The organism is Paraburkholderia sp. PGU19, from assembly GCF_013426915.1.
Lineage (GTDB): Bacteria > Pseudomonadota > Gammaproteobacteria > Burkholderiales > Burkholderiaceae > Paraburkholderia.
In genome coordinates this window covers 2,014,227-2,029,300 of sequence record NZ_AP023181.1, presented here as the reverse complement: position 1 = coordinate 2,029,300, position 15,074 = coordinate 2,014,227, and the positions used below count along the sequence as shown (strand labels likewise).

The window sequence follows — 15,074 nt, the reverse complement described above, 5'->3', positions numbered from 1 at the left end:
AAATCAATGGTTGAGTGTGGCGAGACGGCTGATTTCGAGCGTGAAAACGCCCGCGCCTGCCGCCGCTTCATCGCGCTGCGCCGTATCGATACCGGCCAGCAGACGGGCGAGTTGCTTGCGCGCCGCTTCGAGCGTCGAGGTTTCGACGAACAGCACGCGCGGCGGCACCACGTATGCCCGTTCTCGCGCTTCGCGCGTGTCGAGGTGGCTGGCCGCGTCGTCGGCGACGAACAGATGCGCGGCCAGCACGCCTGTATCGGCGGTAATGGCGGGCGCTTCGCCTTCGAACAGATGACGCGCGTCGAAGCCGGCAGGCAGCGGCAACGTCAGCGCATGGCCGCCCGTGCTCGCGCCCGTCGTCTTCTCGACGACGCAGATCGAACGCGCCGTATTGCGGAACGCGCGCACCGTGCTCTGCGTGAGCGGCGTCGGGTCGTTCAGTCGCGCCAGGTAGGCGGGGCTCGTCAGCACGGCGACGTCGTCGGCTTCGTACAGCGTCAGCCATTCCGTCACGCCGCTGCCGCGATAGCGACGGCCGCGCAGGAAACCCGGCAGCGCGAGACGCTCGGGTATGTGCTCCTTGTCGTGCCAACGGTAGAACGCGTCGCGCTCCGTCTCGATGACGTCGTTCCAGATCAGCACAGCGGCCTTGCCGAGCAGGGACATCATCGGGCTCCTTGGTCGAAGAATTCGAGGATCGCGTCGACCTGGGCGCCGTGCATGTCCTGTCCGGTGACCACATGGGCGCCTCGTTCGCGCGCGAGTCCTACGAGCACAGTCGGCGTGGCGGGCGGCCTCAGCACGACGTCGCCCACCAAACTTCCTGCGCCAATCGCACCTGGATCGCCAGGCAAGCCATCATCGGCCTTCATCCCGACGATAGAAGCGTTGACAACGACGTCGTGCTTTGCGCCGTCATTGCCGACGCTCACATCGCAACCGCGAAAATGTTCGGCCAACGCATCGCGTAAAGTCCGCGCCCGATTCGCATCGGGATCGACGAGCGAAATCGCGTGGACGCCGTGCGTCGCCAGCTCTGCGGCAATCGCGGCGCCCGCGCCGCCGCAGCCGAACAGCAGCACGTGCTTTCCACTGAGCGGCATGACCTTCTGCGCCGCACTCACGAACCCGACGCCGTCGAACATGTCGCCCGTCCAGCTTCCATCGGGCTCGCGACGCAGTGCATTGATCGCGCCGACGATTTGCGCCCGCGTCGACAGATGGTCGGCGAATGCGAGCGCGGCGGCCTTGTGCGGCGACGTGATCAGCAAGCCGTCGAGGTTGCCAAGCGACATCAGTCCACGCATCGCTGTATCGAACGAATCGCGGCTGGCTTGCGCGGCGAACATCACGGCATGGATGTCATGGCGCGCGAAGTGCGCGGTGTACACCGATGGCGAGCGCACCTGCGCGACAGGGTCGCCGATGATCGCGTACAGCCGGGTAGCGCCGTCGATGTTCATCGCTGTGTCTCCGCATGCCACTGCGCGATGCGTGCCGAACGGAAGCGGCGTTCGCGCGCCACCACTTCGTCGTGAATGCCGAGCGGCGCGGGACGGAACAAACGCGCGTCCATCGTCCTGAGATCCGGCGACACCTGTGGGCGAAACTCCATCTGCCCAAAGATGTCGCGCTCGACATCGACGCCCGGCGCCACTTCGATGAGTTCGAGCCCTTGCGCGCCGATCCGGAACACGGCGCGCTCGGTGACATACAGCGCGGTCTGTCCGCGCTCGCGCGCAAACGTCGCGTTGTAGCAGACCTGTTCGAGCTTGCGCACGAACTTCTTGTGACGGCCTTCTTCGCGTATGACCGTCTGCCCCGCTTCCCATCCGATGTCGAGACCGCCCGCCGTCAACGTGCCGCTGAAGATCACGCACTTCGCGTTCTGGCTGATGTTGATGAAGCCACCCACGCCGATGATCTTGTCGCCGAAGCGGCTGATATTCACGTTGCCTTGTGCGTCGACTTCGGCGAATGAAAGGAACGCGAGATCGAGGCCGCCGCCGTCATAGAAGTCGAACTGCGACGGCTGTTCGATCATCGCGGCGAAGTTCTGCGCGCCGCCCGAGTCGCGGCCCGTAATTGGCGCGCCACCTATCAGACCTTGCTCGTTGGTCAGGATCACCTTGTCGAGCAAATCCTCTTCTGCGGCAACTGTCGACAACCCCGTCGAAACTCCTGCGCCGAGATTGCACACGGCGCCCGGATAGAGTTCGAGCGCCGCACGCCGCACGATGACCTTGCGCGGCCCGAACGGCAAGGGCTTGATTTCCGACAGAGGCACGCGCAATTCGCCCGCATAGCTCGGGTCGTAATCCGTCGCATAGGTCTGCCGCTGGTCGGGCACGACGACCACGAAGTCGACGAGGATGCCGGGAATCTTCACCTGCTTCGGCGGCAATGTGTTGCGCGTCGCCATCCGTTTGACCTGAACGATGACGATGCCGCCTGCTCGCCGCGTCGCTTGCGCCATCGCGAGCATTTCGCCGAGCACGGCCTCCTGCTCCATCGTGATGTTGCCGTCTTCATCGGCCGTCGTGCCGCGCAGGAATGCGACGTTGATCGGAACAGGCTTGAAGCGCAGCCATTCTTCGCCGTCGAGTTCGATCAGATCGACGAACTCTGCGGGCGTGCGCGGACTTTGCCGTGCGCCTTGCTGACGCGGATCGACGAAGGTGTGAAGCCCTGTTTTCGTGATCAGGCCCGGTCGGCCGCCTGCCATGTCGCGCATCAGTTGCGACAGCACGCCTTGCGGAAACGTGTAGGCCTCGATCTTGTCGGCGGCAGCGAGCGTGACGAGGCCGGGTGAATCGACGAGCGCGCTCGTGATTGCGCGACGCAGCAGCCCTTCATGCGCAAGGTGGCTCGCGCCGAGCGCCGCACGGTCGCCCACGCCGACCACGCTTATCGAGGTCAGATTGCGCGGCTCGCCCGCGCTCATGAAGCGTGCCTCCACTGCGGCGAGCAAAGCCTCGGGCACCGAATGGCCGCCGCCCGAGCCGCTGATCAGAACAGCGTCTTCGTCGCGCACCAGCGACGCCGCTTCAGTCGTTGAAATGATGTGCATGTTGCGTGTCCCGCGTCGTTGAGTTGAACCGGCCGGCATGACGCGGACTGAAACCACGTCGCCGGCCAATTGAATGTAACCGGTTGCAGAGACGATGCAAAGTGGTTTCAACATTCTCCAGGGAAAACCACTAAAACAGTCACAAACACCGTGTATTTAGAGTACATTGAATGAAACCGGTCTAATTGTAACCGGTTTCACACGTGGTCGAAAACGTTGACCGAATCGCGTGAACGGCAAGACCGCCACTTTTCAGGAGCATTGAGCATGGCCATCAAGGGCGTGGAGATCGGACAGGAATTCAGGTTCGCCAAGACGGTCGGCGAAACCGACGTAACGCTGTTCGCAGGGCTGACGGGCGACTTCAGCGACACCCACATCAACGAGCAGTACATGCAGGAGAAGTCGTCGATCGGCACGCGCATCGCACATGGCGCGCTGCTGGTCGGCTACATGTCGACGGCTTCGACGATCAGCATTGCGCATGTGATCCATCGCAACGATCTCGAAGAGTTCCCGGTATCGGCGGGATACGACCGCATCCGTTTCATTCGGCCCGTGCTGTTGGGCGATACCGTCACGGTGATCTACCGGGTTGCCGAGATCGACGAGGAGAAGCGCCGCAGCACCGCGGACATGAAGGTCGTGAACCAGCGCGGCGAAGTCGTCGCGGCGGGGCGTCACATCATGAAATGGGCAAAGAAGCTTTCATCGAAGTAAGCGCGACGTGTGCTGCGCGCGGCCGCGCCGATGCGTTTGCCCAATGAAGCCGCCGTTATAATTGCAGCGGAAAATTCTAAGGCAATCGCCAAGGCAAACGATATGGCAAAGGCTGCGCGCCCCACTCGACATGAACAGCCGGCCGCGCCATCCGTTTCGGTCCGGCCGGGCGCTGCAACGCTGCGCGAAGTCGCGGAACTGGCGTGCGTGTCGAAGGCCACTGTGTCACGCTTCATCAATTCGCCGGAGGTCGTGTCGCCGAGCGTGCGCGAGCGGATACAGATCGCCATCGATCATCTCGGCTGGGTGCCGCATGCCGCCGCGCGCGCGCTCGCGACGCAGCGAACGGGCACGATCGGCGCCGTCGTGCCGACGCTCGCCAACGAGCATTTCGCCACGGCCATCCAGGTCCTGCAGGACGAACTGGAAGAAAAGGGCTATACGTTGCTGCTCGGCTGCTCGGAATATGACCTGCAGCGCGAGTACCGGCAGGTTCGCAAGATGCTGGAGCGCGGTGTCGATGCGATCGCCGTGGTCGGCGAAGGTCATCACCCGGATCTCTATGCGCTGCTCGACCAGCGCAACGTGCCGTGCGTCAGCACCTTCACTTTCGCCGCGAAGCAACGCTCGATCTGTGTCGGCGTGGACAACTATCGCGCGTTTTACGACGCGACAAACTATCTGCTTGGCCTCGGCCATCGGCGGATCGCGATGATCGCGCAAAACGCCGATACCAACGACCGCGCCGCCGCGCGTCGCGAAGGCGTGCGCGTAGCGCTGGCCGAGCACGGCATCGCGATTCATCCCGCGCATATGGCCGAAGGTTTCTGGGGCGTTCAGGAAGGACGGCGGCTGTTCAGCCGGATCATGGCCGCGCCGATCGAACCGCCGACAGCGATCGTATGCGGCAACGGATCATTCGCAACGGGCGCGATGCTGGAGGCCATGGCCGCCGGCTACGATGTGCCTGGCCATCTCAGCCTGATCGGCTTCGACGACTTTGAAGTGATGGCCGAACTGCCGATTCCGATCACGACCGTACGCGTTCCGAGTGCGGAGATCGGCAGGCGCACGGCGGAACTGCTGATTGCGCAGCTCAATGGTGAAAGCGATACGCACAGCGTCGAGTGCGAGGCAACGTTGATCGTGCGCGAGTCTTGCGCACAGCCGCGCGCTGATTGATGGAACCCTGGCTGGATACCCGCTTCCGGCAACACGAGGCTACCCCATGGTCGATGCAGTCAAGCCTGCCGGTGTCTGGTCACCGTTCGGTGCATTCTCGATGGCCGTCATTCAGGGCGATGGTCAGATCGTGTATCTGAAAGGCCAGGTTTCGCTGGACATCGACGGACGTGTGACAGGTCCTGGCGATATGCGCGCGCAGGTGCGCAAGGTCCTGGAAAATATCCGCGATGTTCTCGCCGCGATGGGCGGATACATGACCGACGTGATTTCGCTGGTCCACTATGCAACGGATATCGAAGCGTTCATGACGACCGGCGACATTCGCGCGGAGTTTTTCTCGGCGCCCTATCCCGTCACGACAACCGTTCAGATCGAACGGCTTTACCATCCGGATCTGATGATCGAAATCACGGCCGTTGCGGAAATACCCCGCACCAGGTTCCGTCGTCCGTAAGCTTCTATAACGTCTCTATTGCCCCCGCATCCTCGCATCGACATCCACCGAAATCGGCGCGAGCTCTTCCACCAGAAAGCTGATCAACGCGCGCGCAGCAGGGCGCGCAGCACGGCCCGTCGGAAACACTGCGTGGATTTCAACCGGTTCGAGTTGCCAGTCTTCGAGTATCGGCACGAGCCGGCCATCCGCGATCTCGCTGCGGCATCCCCACAGACCGATCACCAGAATGCCCAAACCGGCGACAGCGGCCGCCGTGGCCGCTTCATTCACCGTCGATGTGATGCGCCCGTCTCCTCTAAAAACCGCTTCGCGTCCATCCTTGCGCAGCGTCCATCCCAATGACGCGGCACTCGACGGGCCCGTGACGAACGCATGCTGGCTCAGTTCGGATGGCTCGAGTGGACGGCCCTTGCGCGCCAGATACGCGGGCGCCGCAACCAGCAACCGGGGCGAACGCCCAAGCAGTCTCGACGTCGCGCTGGAATCCGGCAGCGCGCCGAACCGGATCGCGACATCGACGCCTTCTGTAATCAGATCCTGACGGTCATCCGCCATCAGCAAATCGATGTAGAGCGCCGGGTGCGTCTCCATGAACCGGTCGATACGCGGAATCACCTCACGTATGCCAAAGCTCGTCGACAGCGCCACGCGCAGACGTCCGCGCAGTTCCGTCGATCCGCGCGCGGCGTGATCCGCCTCTTCGAGTGCGTCGAGGATCGCTTCGACGCGCGTCAGGTAATCGACGCCCGCTTCCGTCAGTTTGACCGCGCGAGTGCTCCTGACGAACAACACCGTACCGACGTCCGCTTCGAGTTCGGAGATCTGTCTGGACACGGACGGCTGGCTGATGCCGAGTTCCCGCCCCGCCCGGGTGAAGCTCGACGTACGCGCGACGCGTGTGAACAGCCGCAACACGGACAACTTGTCATTCATTCACATGGCAAATAATTGATAGTCATCCAGGCATTATACCCGTCTCCATGCAAATGAATCATGATGACTTCACGCCACCAACCGGCGAGCCAACACTGGAGTCAGCAATGAACCTGCAGCAGAAACTGGATGCCTTCAAGTCGAACTTCGAAACCAAGGTCGCGCCGCCCGCAGTCGTCGACGTCTTTCACAGGACCACGGCCGAACTGATCGCAACGGGTCAGGCGGAGCGCTCGCTGAAGGTCGGCGATCTCGCACCGACTTTCACGCTCACCAATGCCGAGGGCGAAGTCGTCTCGTCTGCAGAGTTGCTGGAGCAAGGGCCGCTGGTCGTGACGTTTTACCGGGGCGTCTGGTGCCCGTATTGCAACATCGACCTGCAGGCCATTGAAGAAGTCGCGGACGAAATTCGCGCGCTGGGTGCGAGCCTGGTTTCGATCTCGATGCAGACCTCGACGAACAGCCTGAAATCGCAACGCCAGAACAAACTCAGCTATCCGATCCTCGTCGATGAAGGCGGCAAGACGGCTGATGGGTTCGGAATCCGCTTTCGGCTGCAAGACGAGTTGATCGACACCTACAAAGGCTTCAATGTCGACCTGCCTGTCATCAACGGCGAGCCAAGCTGGACGCTGCCGATGCCCGCTCGATACGTGATCGCGCAAGATGGCACGATCGCTTATGCCGAAGTGAGCCCGGACTACACGAAGCGCCCCGATCCGAGCGAGCTGGTAGCCGCTTTGAAGAATCTGAAAGCGCCCGCCTGATGTCCCGAGCGGACCTCGCTTGCGTGAAACGCCTGGCGGTGTCCGCGGTTGCGGTCAATCTGGAATAGTGCTTGCATCCTGTAGCGGCATCATCTGGTCCACGCCACAGAACAGCAGCCATGAATCCATGACCGCCCCCTGTCCTTCGCCGTCGCAGGCCGCCGATGAAACACGCGCGCCATCATCCCGCAGCCTGCGCGGCATCGATGCGCTGAGCTTCCTGATGGCGGACGTCAGGGACGGCCTCGGACCGTTCCTGTCCGTGTTTCTCAAGGGCAACCAGAACTGGCCGTCCGGACAGATTGGCATCGTGATGGCCGCGAGCGGCGTGGCTGCGGCACTCGCGCAGATTCCGGCGGGATTGCTCGTCGATAGCGTTCGCGCGAAGCGTCTGATTCTGGCAGCGGCGGCGCTGTGCGTCGCGGCGGGCTGCCTATTCATCGCGCGCTTTCCGGTGTTCCGCGCCGTGCTGGCCGTCCAGATCTCAATCGGCTTTGCGTCGGCCGTCATTGCGCCGTGCCTCGCGGCGCTGAGCCTGGGCCTCGTTGGCCATCGACGCATGCCGTCCAGAGTGAGCCGCAACGAAAGCCTCAACCATGCCGGTAATTTCGTCGCGGCCGTACTTGCGGGCGGGCTGGGTCAATTCGTCGGCGTGATGTGGCTGTTCTATCTCGTCTGTCTGTTTTCGCTGGGCAGCGCTGCCGCCGTGCTGCTGATCCGTCCGCATGAAGTCGATCACGAGACGGCGCGCGGCGGCGAACAGCACGTCGATGCCGGGCAGCCTGCGCGGCCGCTGCCTTTGCGCGAGTTCTGGCGGCGCAAGACGGTGCGGGTCTTCCTCGTCGCCGTCGTGCTGTTTCACTTTGGTAATGCCGCAATGCTGCCGCTCGCAGGTCAACTGCTTGCAAAAACACACCCGGGCGCGGACGTGATCGCACTGAGCGCGTGCGTGATTGCCGCGCAACTCGTGATGGTTTTCGTTGCGATGGCGGTCGGGCATGGCATGCGCAAGGGTATCGGCCGCAAGCCGATTTTTCTGGTTGCCTTTGCCGTTCTTCCCGTGCGCGGGCTGCTGTTCAGTTTGACCGCAAATCCGTACGCCGTCGTCGGCATCCAGTTGCTCGATGGGATTGCCGCAGGCATCTTCGGCGTGATCGCAATTGTCATTGCATCGGATATCACGCAGGGCACGGGGCGTTTCAACGTCGCGCAAGGCGCGACGTCGCTTGCAGTGGGAATCGGCGCAGCGCTCAGTCAGGTGACGGGCGGCTTCGTTGCCGAACGTTTTGGATTCGCCACGAGCTTTATCGTGCTGTCGGGTGTTGCCGGGTTTGCGCTTCTGTTCTTCCTGCTATGCATGCCCGAGACGGGCGGCAAGGTCGTCACCGCTGACGCAGGCCCAGACGCTACATCGGCTGCGTCGACAAGGGCGATCGAATGAACCGCTGGCGTCGACGCAGCCGGCAGGTCAATACCACCAGCCAGACCCCGGACCCGGATGCCACATGCTCCAGTTCCACGCCGCATTCTCATTCATCTCGGCGTTCATCCGTTCCTGATCGATGAACTTTTGCTGGAGCTATTCGCGCTTGTAGTTATCCCACGCCGTTTCATCACCGACATACAGGCAACCGCACGAGTACGGGTCCGCGTAGAGAAAGACGGGCTTGCCGTCCTTGATCTTCTGCACGACGCGATTGGGCGGCAAGGTCTGCAGTTGCAAGCGCTGCGCGGATGCGCACGCCGTCCACCACATCGCGCCTCGCGATGATCGTGGAAGGCGTCTTGCCGATCGTTTCCTGCTCGCTCCCCTTACTTGGCGGTGCAACATTTCATCCCGACACACGCGCCGGGCACCAACGATGCCTCGCTTGCAATCCGATGCGCGTGAATGTGTCGAAGACCACATTCGATGCCCTGCCCCGCTGGCGCGCTGAAAAATACCTGCTAAAACCCTAGACAAGACCCGCCTCGCGCGCGGAATGGTCACAGGTGCAATCCGTGCATTGCGCCGACGTCCCGCCCGATCCTGCTCTTCACCGGCCTCTTAATTAAAACAGCGTCATCACTCCACCGGCCCTGTCGCATCCGTTCGCATCCACGCCATGCGTGCGGCGTCATCCTGAACCCATCTCTCACGATATGGAGTACCACATGGACTCAATCACGTTCATGGCTGCGACGGGCAGCACCCAGGCGAGTGCCGCGCTGTGGCTCAACGCAGTGCAAGCTGCGATGGACCGCTTCCAGATCAACACGCCCGTACGCCAGGCTGCGTTTCTGGCGGAAGTGGCGTTTGAAAGCGGCCACTTTCCGCCTCCACCCGTGTCGGAGAACTTCAATTACTCGGTAGCAGGCCTGCAGTCGACATTCCACTCGCTGACGTCCGCGCAATGCGCGAGCCTCGGGCGTCAACCCGGCGAGGCCCGCGTGCCGCCCCAGCGCCAGCAGCAGATCGCCAACCTCGTCTACGGCGGCCGCTTCGGCAACGGCCCACCCGCGACGGGCGACGGCTGGATGTATCGCGGCTCAGGCCTGATCCAGTTGACGTTCAGGGACAACTTCGCCCGCGCGGGTCAGGCGATCGGCGTCGATATCGTCAGCAATCCGGACCTCGTGCGCAACGACCCCGCGACCGCCGCGCTGGTGTCCGCTTGGTACTGGCAATCGCACGGCTGCAACGAACTCGCCGACGCGAACAACTTCGATGCGATCACGGCGCAGATCAATCCGGCGCACGCGGGCGAGACGGACCGTGAGGCAGCATTCCAGATCGCAAGCAACGCGCTGCTGCACGCAGCGCCTGCGGCTGGAGCAGGCGGCACGGCCGTCGCGTGATGCCTTGAAAACGGCGGCGAGCTTCATGATCATGCCGACGTGCAGACATGAGTGAACTCGCCGTCGCCGACGCCTTTCCCTTCTTTTGATATTCGCGCTGCGTCGCGGATCTTGCCGCCGGTGAGGTCGTTGCGGCGCGCCATCAGCGCGAGATCGAAATCAGGTTTGCGCGGCGTGTGTCGCAACGCGTGTGCACGTGGGGAGGCGTGGTGACGGCGGTGAACCGGGGACGGTCAGAACGGAGGTCGCGTGAGCGTCCAGCAACGGCAATCCATAGCCGCACACGCATGGCGTAAACGACTCTAAAGTTGTCGTTTGCGACAGTACCGTCGGAACGGCTCCATCACTAGACTCATCTCCGTTGTACCTCAACATGAACAGTCACCGGAGAAGTCTTCATGAAAGTTTTCGCCATTGGTTCGATCCGTCAGGCGTTCACGCCGGAACAGCGGCAGCGCATCATGCCGAAGGAAGTTCCCGACACGCTCAAGCTCTACCTCGACGGCACCATCGAGCAGTTCTGGTTCCGTGACGATCCGGCGACGCCCGGCGTCATCTTTCTCATGAACGTGGAATCGGTCGAGCACGCAAAGGCGGCAGTAGACGCGTTGCCGCTCACCGCCGAAGGTCTCATGAGCTTCGATCTGCTGCCAGTCGGGCCGCTTGCGCCGCTTCGTTTGCTGATTCAATAAAAGCAACCCTGCATGTGTCGCCGTCGGTGATACGACGGCGGCACATCTTCAGGGCACCTCGCTATCGGGCGCGAAGCGTCGTGCGTACTCTCTTGGACTCACACCCATTCGCCGCGTGAACGCTTTTCTCAACACGTCGCCGCTTCCATAGCCGCACCGGCGCGCTATCTCTTCCATCGACCGCTCGCCGAGTTCGAGCGCCCGCCGAACGGCTTCGAGCCGTACATCTTCGACATACTTCGCGGGCGTCGTCTTCAATTCACGCTGAAACATGCGAATCAGGGTTCGCACACTCGTCGACGCCCTGTCCGCCAGCATGTCGGTCGTCAGATCCGTATGCAGATGCTCGTTGATCCAGAGGCACAGATCGTCGATGCTCGATCCCGACACGCGCTGCGATTGAAGCGCGACGCTAAACTGCGCCTGCCCACCGGGACGCCGCAGAAACAGGACCAGATTCTTCGCAATCTCCAAAGCCACGTCACTGCCCAGGTCCTCACCGACAAGAGCGAGTGCAAGATCGATTCCCGCCGATACCCCAGCCGACGTGTACACGTTGCCGTCCTTCACCCAGATCGGAACGGGGTCAACCTGCACGTTGGGATAACGCTCGGCAAGGTGCTGCGTCATCCGCCAATGCGTCGTTGCCCTGCGGCCGTCCAGCAGCCCCGCTTCCGCCAGCGCAAACGCGCCGACGCAAATCGAGCACACGCGACGCGCTGTGTTCGAACGCTTCCGGAGCCAGTCTATGGCTGCCTTGTCGAAACGGTCGATCGAATGGAAGCCGGTCGTCACGATCAATGTGTCGATTGGCCTGTTTGCACGACGCTCTGTTTCGAGCGTTCGGTGGCCCTTGAGTCCGATGCCTGTTTGGCTTTCCAGATGGACGTCGGAACCCGCGCACACCAGTTCGAGTGAATAAGGAGCCGCTGCGCCCGCGTGCAGCTGATTTGCGGACGTGAACACTTCTGCTGGACCGATTACGTCGAGCGCGTCTACGGGCGGCAAACCGAGAATCACGACGCGCCTTCGCGTCGTACCCGATATCGGACCGGATGCTTTCCTCATCGACAGTTCCTTTGAACATACGTCTTTTTCATTTTGGCACAAATCGTCCACAAACAGTCATATGTGACACACGTCATGTTTTTACACTCGATGGTCGGTCAACTCGATATTTACAGAGGCAGCATGAGCACAATCGTTACCATCGGAGGAGTCAGCGCTCCCGATTCCGACTTCACCCGTCAGGCAAGCTCGCTCGTCGAACGCGTTCATTCGAAAGCGCTCCTGAACCACGTGCACCGAGCGTGGTGGTTCGCCGAGTTCCTCGGCAGAAAGCGCGGTTTGAAATACGACCGTGAAGTCGTCTACCTTGCGTCCCTGCTTCACGATCTGGGCCTCACAGACGCATTCGCCGCCGATCAGCGCTTCGAGGTCGACGGCGCCGATGCCGCGAACGTGTTCCTGACGGCGAACGGCTATCCGGAACAAAAGGCGGAACTCGTATGGGACGCGATCGCGCTTCATTCGAGCGCCGGCATCGCCGACCGCAAGCAGCCGGAAATCGCCCTCGTCTACATGGGCGCTCACGTGGACGTCTTTGGACTGCGGCTGGACGAAATCACACCGTCGCTCGTCGACGATGTGCTGGCGCTCTATCCACGCGTCGGCTTCAAGGCGGCCTTTGCCGAAGCGCTGGCGGAAGTTGTCAGGAAGAAGCCCCACACGGCGCCGGGCACCGGTCTGGTCGATATCGGACATCGCCACGTACATGGTTTCGACTGCGCGAACGTGTGCGACCTGATCGATCACGCGCCGTTCGAAAGCTGAAACGCAGTGTTGCAGCAAAGATTCGTTGACGCCAATTTAGATGATGACTATCATCCAAACCATCGAATCACGGAGTGCAGCAAGCCATGCGGAAGTCCAGAGAAGAAACGGCCGACACACGTCGGCGGATCGTCGAAGTCGCGAGCCGGGAATTCAGGACCAACGGCATTCAGGCAACCGGACTCGCCGACCTGATGTCCGAGGCGGGACTTTCGCATGGCGGCTTTTACCGGCATTTCGATTCCAAAGATCAGCTCGTCGCGCAAGCATGCGAGTCGGGGCTGACGGCGATCATCGAAAAACTCGAAGCGGCGGCGAGCGGATGCGAAGGCAAGGAAGGGTTCAAAGCCATCGTTGACGCGTATGTGTCGTCGTCGCATCGGGACGCGCCGGCGGACGGTTGTCCTCTCGCCGCGATGGGTAGCGAACTGGCGCGTGCGGACGAACAGACTCGTGCGGTCGCCTCGCGCGGACTTGCCGGACTCGTCGACGTGCTGGCAAAGCGAAGCGGACGGCGGCGTCGCGAGGCGGCAAGATCGGAGGCCGTTTTCGCACTGTCGGCAATGATCGGCGCCATCACGATGGCCCGAATCACGGACGACCCCGACGCTGCGGCGGCGATCCTTCAGGACGTTAGGCAACACCTCGAAGCAATGTAAGCGATTCCTAGTTGTTGGAATGGAGTCGCAAGCGAACGCGCAAAAATGTGCATATGCACTTCAAAGATATCGAAACATCCCCTGCACTCTTGATGAGTGTTCAAACCGTTAGATTGGAGAGTTCGTCATGAAGCAACGCAAATACCTCATTACTGGCGCCACCGGCAAAACGGGTGTCCACACCATAAGTCATCTTTTGAACGAAGGACACGCCGTTCGCGCCTTCGTACACCGCGAAGATGAGCGCAGCGAAGCGCTGCGCAGCCAGGGCGCTGAAATCGTCGTTGGCGATCTTCTCGAACATGACGACGTGATCCGTGCCATGGAAGGCGTGACGGGTGCATACCTGTGCTATCCCGTGCGTCCGGGCTTTATCCAGGCCACCGCGTATTTTGCCGACGCAGCGCGCCGCGCAGGTGTCGAAGTTGTCGTGGAGATGTCGCAGATTTCCGCGCGGGAAGATTCGAAGAGCCACGCGGCGCGCGATCACTGGATCGCGGAACGCGTGATCGACTGGTCGGGCGTGCCCGCCGTGCATATTCGCCCGACGTTCTTCTCCGAATGGTTCGTCTTCCCGTGGGTGCGCGATCAGATCGTGCAGGAAGGCAAGATCACATTGCCGTATGGCAATGGACGTCATGCGCCGATTTCCGGCGAGGATCAAGCTCGACTGATCGCCGCTGTGCTCACGAACCCGTCTGCGCATGTCGGCAAGACTTATCCGTTGCTTGGACCGGTTGAGATGAACCAGCAGGAAATCGCCGACGAAATCGGCAAGGTTCTGGGTCGCAAGATCACGTACAGCCCGTCGACGATCGAACAGTACCGTGAGCATCTCGAGAAATACAAGCTCCCGGAATTCATGATCCAGCACTTTCTTGCGATCGCCATCGATTACCAGAACGGCATTTTCTCGGGTGAGGACGGCGTGATCGGCGAGGTCACTGGGCAGGCACCTCAAACCGTCGGTGACTTCGTGAAAGCACATCGCCACGTTTTCGAGCAGTAATCCGTGATGAACGCGGCCCGCGTTCGGCACAGTGGTCACCGAAGCGATGCATTCGCTTCGAGCAGTTGATGATGACGCGCTTCCGTCGCGTCGTCGATGGGAAACATGCATTCCAGACGTAGCTCCTGCGCCGCAATGCTTTGCGGCGCGCCAACGCTCGTGACCATCGAAAAGTAGCGAAGCACCTCTCCACCGCTGACGAACCCGATTGGAATGACGGGCATGACGGGTGCAGCCCAGGACGCATGTCCCGTCTTCCAGTCGCGTGGTACATCAGGATAGGCAAGCAGTTCATCGAGCAGACGCGCGGTGCCGTCGTCCATCACACGGCCCACCGATTCCCGGTGCACCCGCTGCAACAGGCTTCGTGCAACACTGTCCCATTCGTCGACGAACGGCCGCATCCCCTGCGGATCGAACATCAGATGCAGCATATTGCGCGGGCTTTTGCGCGCGGCCATGTCGACGAAGCAGTTGAAAAAGCGCGGCGCGCCGTCGTTGGTCATCAGGACGTTCCAGTGCCGATCCATCACGATGGCAGGAAACGGTTCATGCTGGCGAACGACCCGCTCCAGCGCGCGAACGACACCATGCATTTCCTGCGCGTTCCACGGCGCCTCCGAATACACCGGCGCGTAACCCGCGGCGAGCAGCAGTGCATTGCGCTCGCGCAGCGGTACGTCGAGCGCCTGCGCGAGAGTCAGCAGCGTCTCCCGGCCCGGTACACTGCGCCCGCTTTCAATAAAGCTGATCTGACGCTGCGAAATATCCGCTTCGAGCGACAGATCGAGCTGACTCACCCCGCGCACGTCGCGCCAGTAACGGAGCAAGTTGCCGAGTTCGCCCGATGGTGCTTTTGAGTCGCGGCTGCTGACATTCATCGGACTTCCTCCGATCGAAGCGGGTCACTA

Annotated in this window: 17 protein-coding genes; 10 read left to right on the top strand and 7 right to left on the bottom strand. The window is 61.8% G+C overall.

Annotated features, from left to right (window positions below; translation table 11 throughout):
- Positions 1-3: 3 nt before the first annotated feature.
- From H1204_RS38835 to H1204_RS38825, 3 genes are read right to left on the bottom strand one after another with little or no spacing between them, the layout of a single operon-like run.
- Positions 4-669, bottom strand: coding sequence for a hypothetical protein (locus H1204_RS38835; RefSeq protein WP_243468860.1), 666 nt, complete (start codon positions 667-669; stop codon positions 4-6).
- Complete coding sequence (locus H1204_RS38830; RefSeq protein WP_180733962.1) at positions 666-1,463, bottom strand: shikimate dehydrogenase; 798 nt, start codon at positions 1,461-1,463, stop codon at positions 666-668. Before H1204_RS38830 ends, H1204_RS38835 begins: the two co-directional genes overlap by 4 nt.
- Complete coding sequence (locus H1204_RS38825) at positions 1,460-3,070, bottom strand: CoA-transferase (RefSeq protein ID WP_180733961.1); 1,611 nt, start codon at positions 3,068-3,070, stop codon at positions 1,460-1,462. Before H1204_RS38825 ends, H1204_RS38830 begins: the two co-directional genes overlap by 4 nt.
- Positions 3,071-3,337: 267 nt before the next feature.
- Between H1204_RS38825 and H1204_RS38820 the strand changes: the two genes are divergently transcribed.
- The 3 genes from H1204_RS38820 (at position 3,338) to H1204_RS38810 (ending at position 5,429) form a co-directional block, all read left to right on the top strand.
- Positions 3,338-3,790 (top strand): MaoC/PaaZ C-terminal domain-containing protein, encoded by a 453-nt coding sequence (locus H1204_RS38820; protein ID WP_180733960.1) that lies wholly within the window; start codon positions 3,338-3,340, stop codon positions 3,788-3,790.
- 102 nt (positions 3,791-3,892) lie between these two features.
- Positions 3,893-4,972, top strand: a complete 1,080-nt coding sequence (locus tag H1204_RS38815; RefSeq protein ID WP_180733959.1) for a LacI family DNA-binding transcriptional regulator — start codon at positions 3,893-3,895, stop codon at positions 4,970-4,972.
- Positions 4,973-5,018: 46 nt separating this feature from the next.
- Entirely contained in the window at positions 5,019-5,429 is a 411-nt protein-coding gene (locus tag H1204_RS38810) for a RidA family protein (protein ID WP_180733958.1), read from the top strand.
- Between the two features lie 15 nt (positions 5,430-5,444).
- Here the strand turns inward: H1204_RS38810 and H1204_RS38805 are convergent, their stop codons facing one another.
- The gene (locus tag H1204_RS38805) at positions 5,445-6,365 is read right to left on the bottom strand and encodes a LysR family transcriptional regulator (RefSeq protein WP_180733957.1); all 921 of its coding nucleotides are present in this window, start codon (positions 6,363-6,365) and stop codon (positions 5,445-5,447) included.
- 107 nt (positions 6,366-6,472) lie between these two features.
- Between H1204_RS38805 and H1204_RS38800 the strand changes: the two genes are divergently transcribed.
- Both H1204_RS38800 and H1204_RS38795 read left to right on the top strand, forming a co-directional pair.
- Positions 6,473-7,132 carry a peroxiredoxin-like family protein gene (locus H1204_RS38800; protein WP_180733956.1) on the top strand — a complete coding sequence of 220 codons (660 nt, stop codon included), beginning with the start codon at positions 6,473-6,475 and terminating at the stop codon, positions 7,130-7,132.
- 127 nt (positions 7,133-7,259) lie between these two features.
- On the top strand, positions 7,260-8,573 hold the full coding sequence (locus H1204_RS38795) for an MFS transporter (protein WP_180733955.1): 1,314 nt from the start codon (positions 7,260-7,262) through the stop codon (positions 8,571-8,573).
- 138 nt (positions 8,574-8,711) lie between these two features.
- Here H1204_RS38795 and H1204_RS51915 read toward each other — a convergent pair whose 3' ends face one another.
- The gene (locus tag H1204_RS51915) at positions 8,712-8,888 is read right to left on the bottom strand and encodes a hypothetical protein (protein WP_243468859.1); all 177 of its coding nucleotides are present in this window, start codon (positions 8,886-8,888) and stop codon (positions 8,712-8,714) included.
- A gap of 398 nt (positions 8,889-9,286) precedes the next feature.
- Between H1204_RS51915 and H1204_RS38785 the strand changes: the two genes are divergently transcribed.
- Complete coding sequence (locus H1204_RS38785; protein WP_180733954.1) at positions 9,287-9,970, top strand: glycoside hydrolase family 19 protein; 684 nt, start codon at positions 9,287-9,289, stop codon at positions 9,968-9,970.
- Between the two features lie 398 nt (positions 9,971-10,368).
- Positions 10,369-10,662, top strand: a complete 294-nt coding sequence (locus H1204_RS38780) for a hypothetical protein (RefSeq protein ID WP_007736881.1) — start codon at positions 10,369-10,371, stop codon at positions 10,660-10,662.
- Between the two features lie 48 nt (positions 10,663-10,710).
- Here H1204_RS38780 and H1204_RS38775 read toward each other — a convergent pair whose 3' ends face one another.
- Positions 10,711-11,730, bottom strand: a complete 1,020-nt coding sequence (locus H1204_RS38775; protein ID WP_180733953.1) for a helix-turn-helix domain-containing protein — start codon at positions 11,728-11,730, stop codon at positions 10,711-10,713.
- A 123-nt stretch (positions 11,731-11,853) separates the two neighbouring features.
- Between H1204_RS38775 and H1204_RS38770 the strand changes: the two genes are divergently transcribed.
- The 3 genes from H1204_RS38770 (at position 11,854) to H1204_RS38760 (ending at position 14,163) form a co-directional block, all read left to right on the top strand.
- Positions 11,854-12,495 carry an HD domain-containing protein gene (locus tag H1204_RS38770; protein WP_180733952.1) on the top strand — a complete coding sequence of 214 codons (642 nt, stop codon included), beginning with the start codon at positions 11,854-11,856 and terminating at the stop codon, positions 12,493-12,495.
- 86 nt (positions 12,496-12,581) lie between these two features.
- Positions 12,582-13,154, top strand: coding sequence for a TetR/AcrR family transcriptional regulator (locus H1204_RS38765; RefSeq protein WP_180733951.1), 573 nt, complete (start codon positions 12,582-12,584; stop codon positions 13,152-13,154).
- Between the two features lie 127 nt (positions 13,155-13,281).
- The gene (locus H1204_RS38760) at positions 13,282-14,163 is read left to right on the top strand and encodes an NmrA family NAD(P)-binding protein (RefSeq protein WP_180733950.1); all 882 of its coding nucleotides are present in this window, start codon (positions 13,282-13,284) and stop codon (positions 14,161-14,163) included.
- Positions 14,164-14,198: 35 nt separating this feature from the next.
- Here the strand turns inward: H1204_RS38760 and H1204_RS38755 are convergent, their stop codons facing one another.
- Positions 14,199-15,044, bottom strand: coding sequence for a helix-turn-helix transcriptional regulator (locus tag H1204_RS38755; protein WP_180733949.1), 846 nt, complete (start codon positions 15,042-15,044; stop codon positions 14,199-14,201).
- Positions 15,045-15,074 lie beyond the last annotated feature (30 nt).

What these genes read in the sequence shown, in the direction of transcription:
- H1204_RS38835 (WP_243468860.1), bottom strand. Translation starts at nt 669, where the DNA reads ATGATGTCCCTGCTCGGCAAGGCCGCTGTGCTGATCTGGAACGACGTC.
- H1204_RS38830 (WP_180733962.1), bottom strand. Translation starts at nt 1,463, where the DNA reads ATGAACATCGACGGCGCTACCCGGCTGTACGCGATCATCGGCGACCCT.
- H1204_RS38825 (WP_180733961.1), bottom strand. Translation starts at nt 3,070, where the DNA reads ATGCACATCATTTCAACGACTGAAGCGGCGTCGCTGGTGCGCGACGAA.
- H1204_RS38820 (WP_180733960.1), top strand. Translation starts at nt 3,338, where the DNA reads ATGGCCATCAAGGGCGTGGAGATCGGACAGGAATTCAGGTTCGCCAAG.
- H1204_RS38815 (WP_180733959.1), top strand. Translation starts at nt 3,893, where the DNA reads ATGGCAAAGGCTGCGCGCCCCACTCGACATGAACAGCCGGCCGCGCCA.
- H1204_RS38810 (WP_180733958.1), top strand. Translation starts at nt 5,019, where the DNA reads ATGGTCGATGCAGTCAAGCCTGCCGGTGTCTGGTCACCGTTCGGTGCA.
- H1204_RS38805 (WP_180733957.1), bottom strand. Translation starts at nt 6,365, where the DNA reads ATGAATGACAAGTTGTCCGTGTTGCGGCTGTTCACACGCGTCGCGCGT.
- H1204_RS38800 (WP_180733956.1), top strand. Translation starts at nt 6,473, where the DNA reads ATGAACCTGCAGCAGAAACTGGATGCCTTCAAGTCGAACTTCGAAACC.
- H1204_RS38795 (WP_180733955.1), top strand. Translation starts at nt 7,260, where the DNA reads ATGACCGCCCCCTGTCCTTCGCCGTCGCAGGCCGCCGATGAAACACGC.
- H1204_RS51915 (WP_243468859.1), bottom strand. Translation starts at nt 8,888, where the DNA reads ATGTGGTGGACGGCGTGCGCATCCGCGCAGCGCTTGCAACTGCAGACC.
- H1204_RS38785 (WP_180733954.1), top strand. Translation starts at nt 9,287, where the DNA reads ATGGACTCAATCACGTTCATGGCTGCGACGGGCAGCACCCAGGCGAGT.
- H1204_RS38780 (WP_007736881.1), top strand. Translation starts at nt 10,369, where the DNA reads ATGAAAGTTTTCGCCATTGGTTCGATCCGTCAGGCGTTCACGCCGGAA.
- H1204_RS38775 (WP_180733953.1), bottom strand. Translation starts at nt 11,730, where the DNA reads ATGAGGAAAGCATCCGGTCCGATATCGGGTACGACGCGAAGGCGCGTC.
- H1204_RS38770 (WP_180733952.1), top strand. Translation starts at nt 11,854, where the DNA reads ATGAGCACAATCGTTACCATCGGAGGAGTCAGCGCTCCCGATTCCGAC.
- H1204_RS38765 (WP_180733951.1), top strand. Translation starts at nt 12,582, where the DNA reads ATGCGGAAGTCCAGAGAAGAAACGGCCGACACACGTCGGCGGATCGTC.
- H1204_RS38760 (WP_180733950.1), top strand. Translation starts at nt 13,282, where the DNA reads ATGAAGCAACGCAAATACCTCATTACTGGCGCCACCGGCAAAACGGGT.
- H1204_RS38755 (WP_180733949.1), bottom strand. Translation starts at nt 15,044, where the DNA reads ATGAATGTCAGCAGCCGCGACTCAAAAGCACCATCGGGCGAACTCGGC.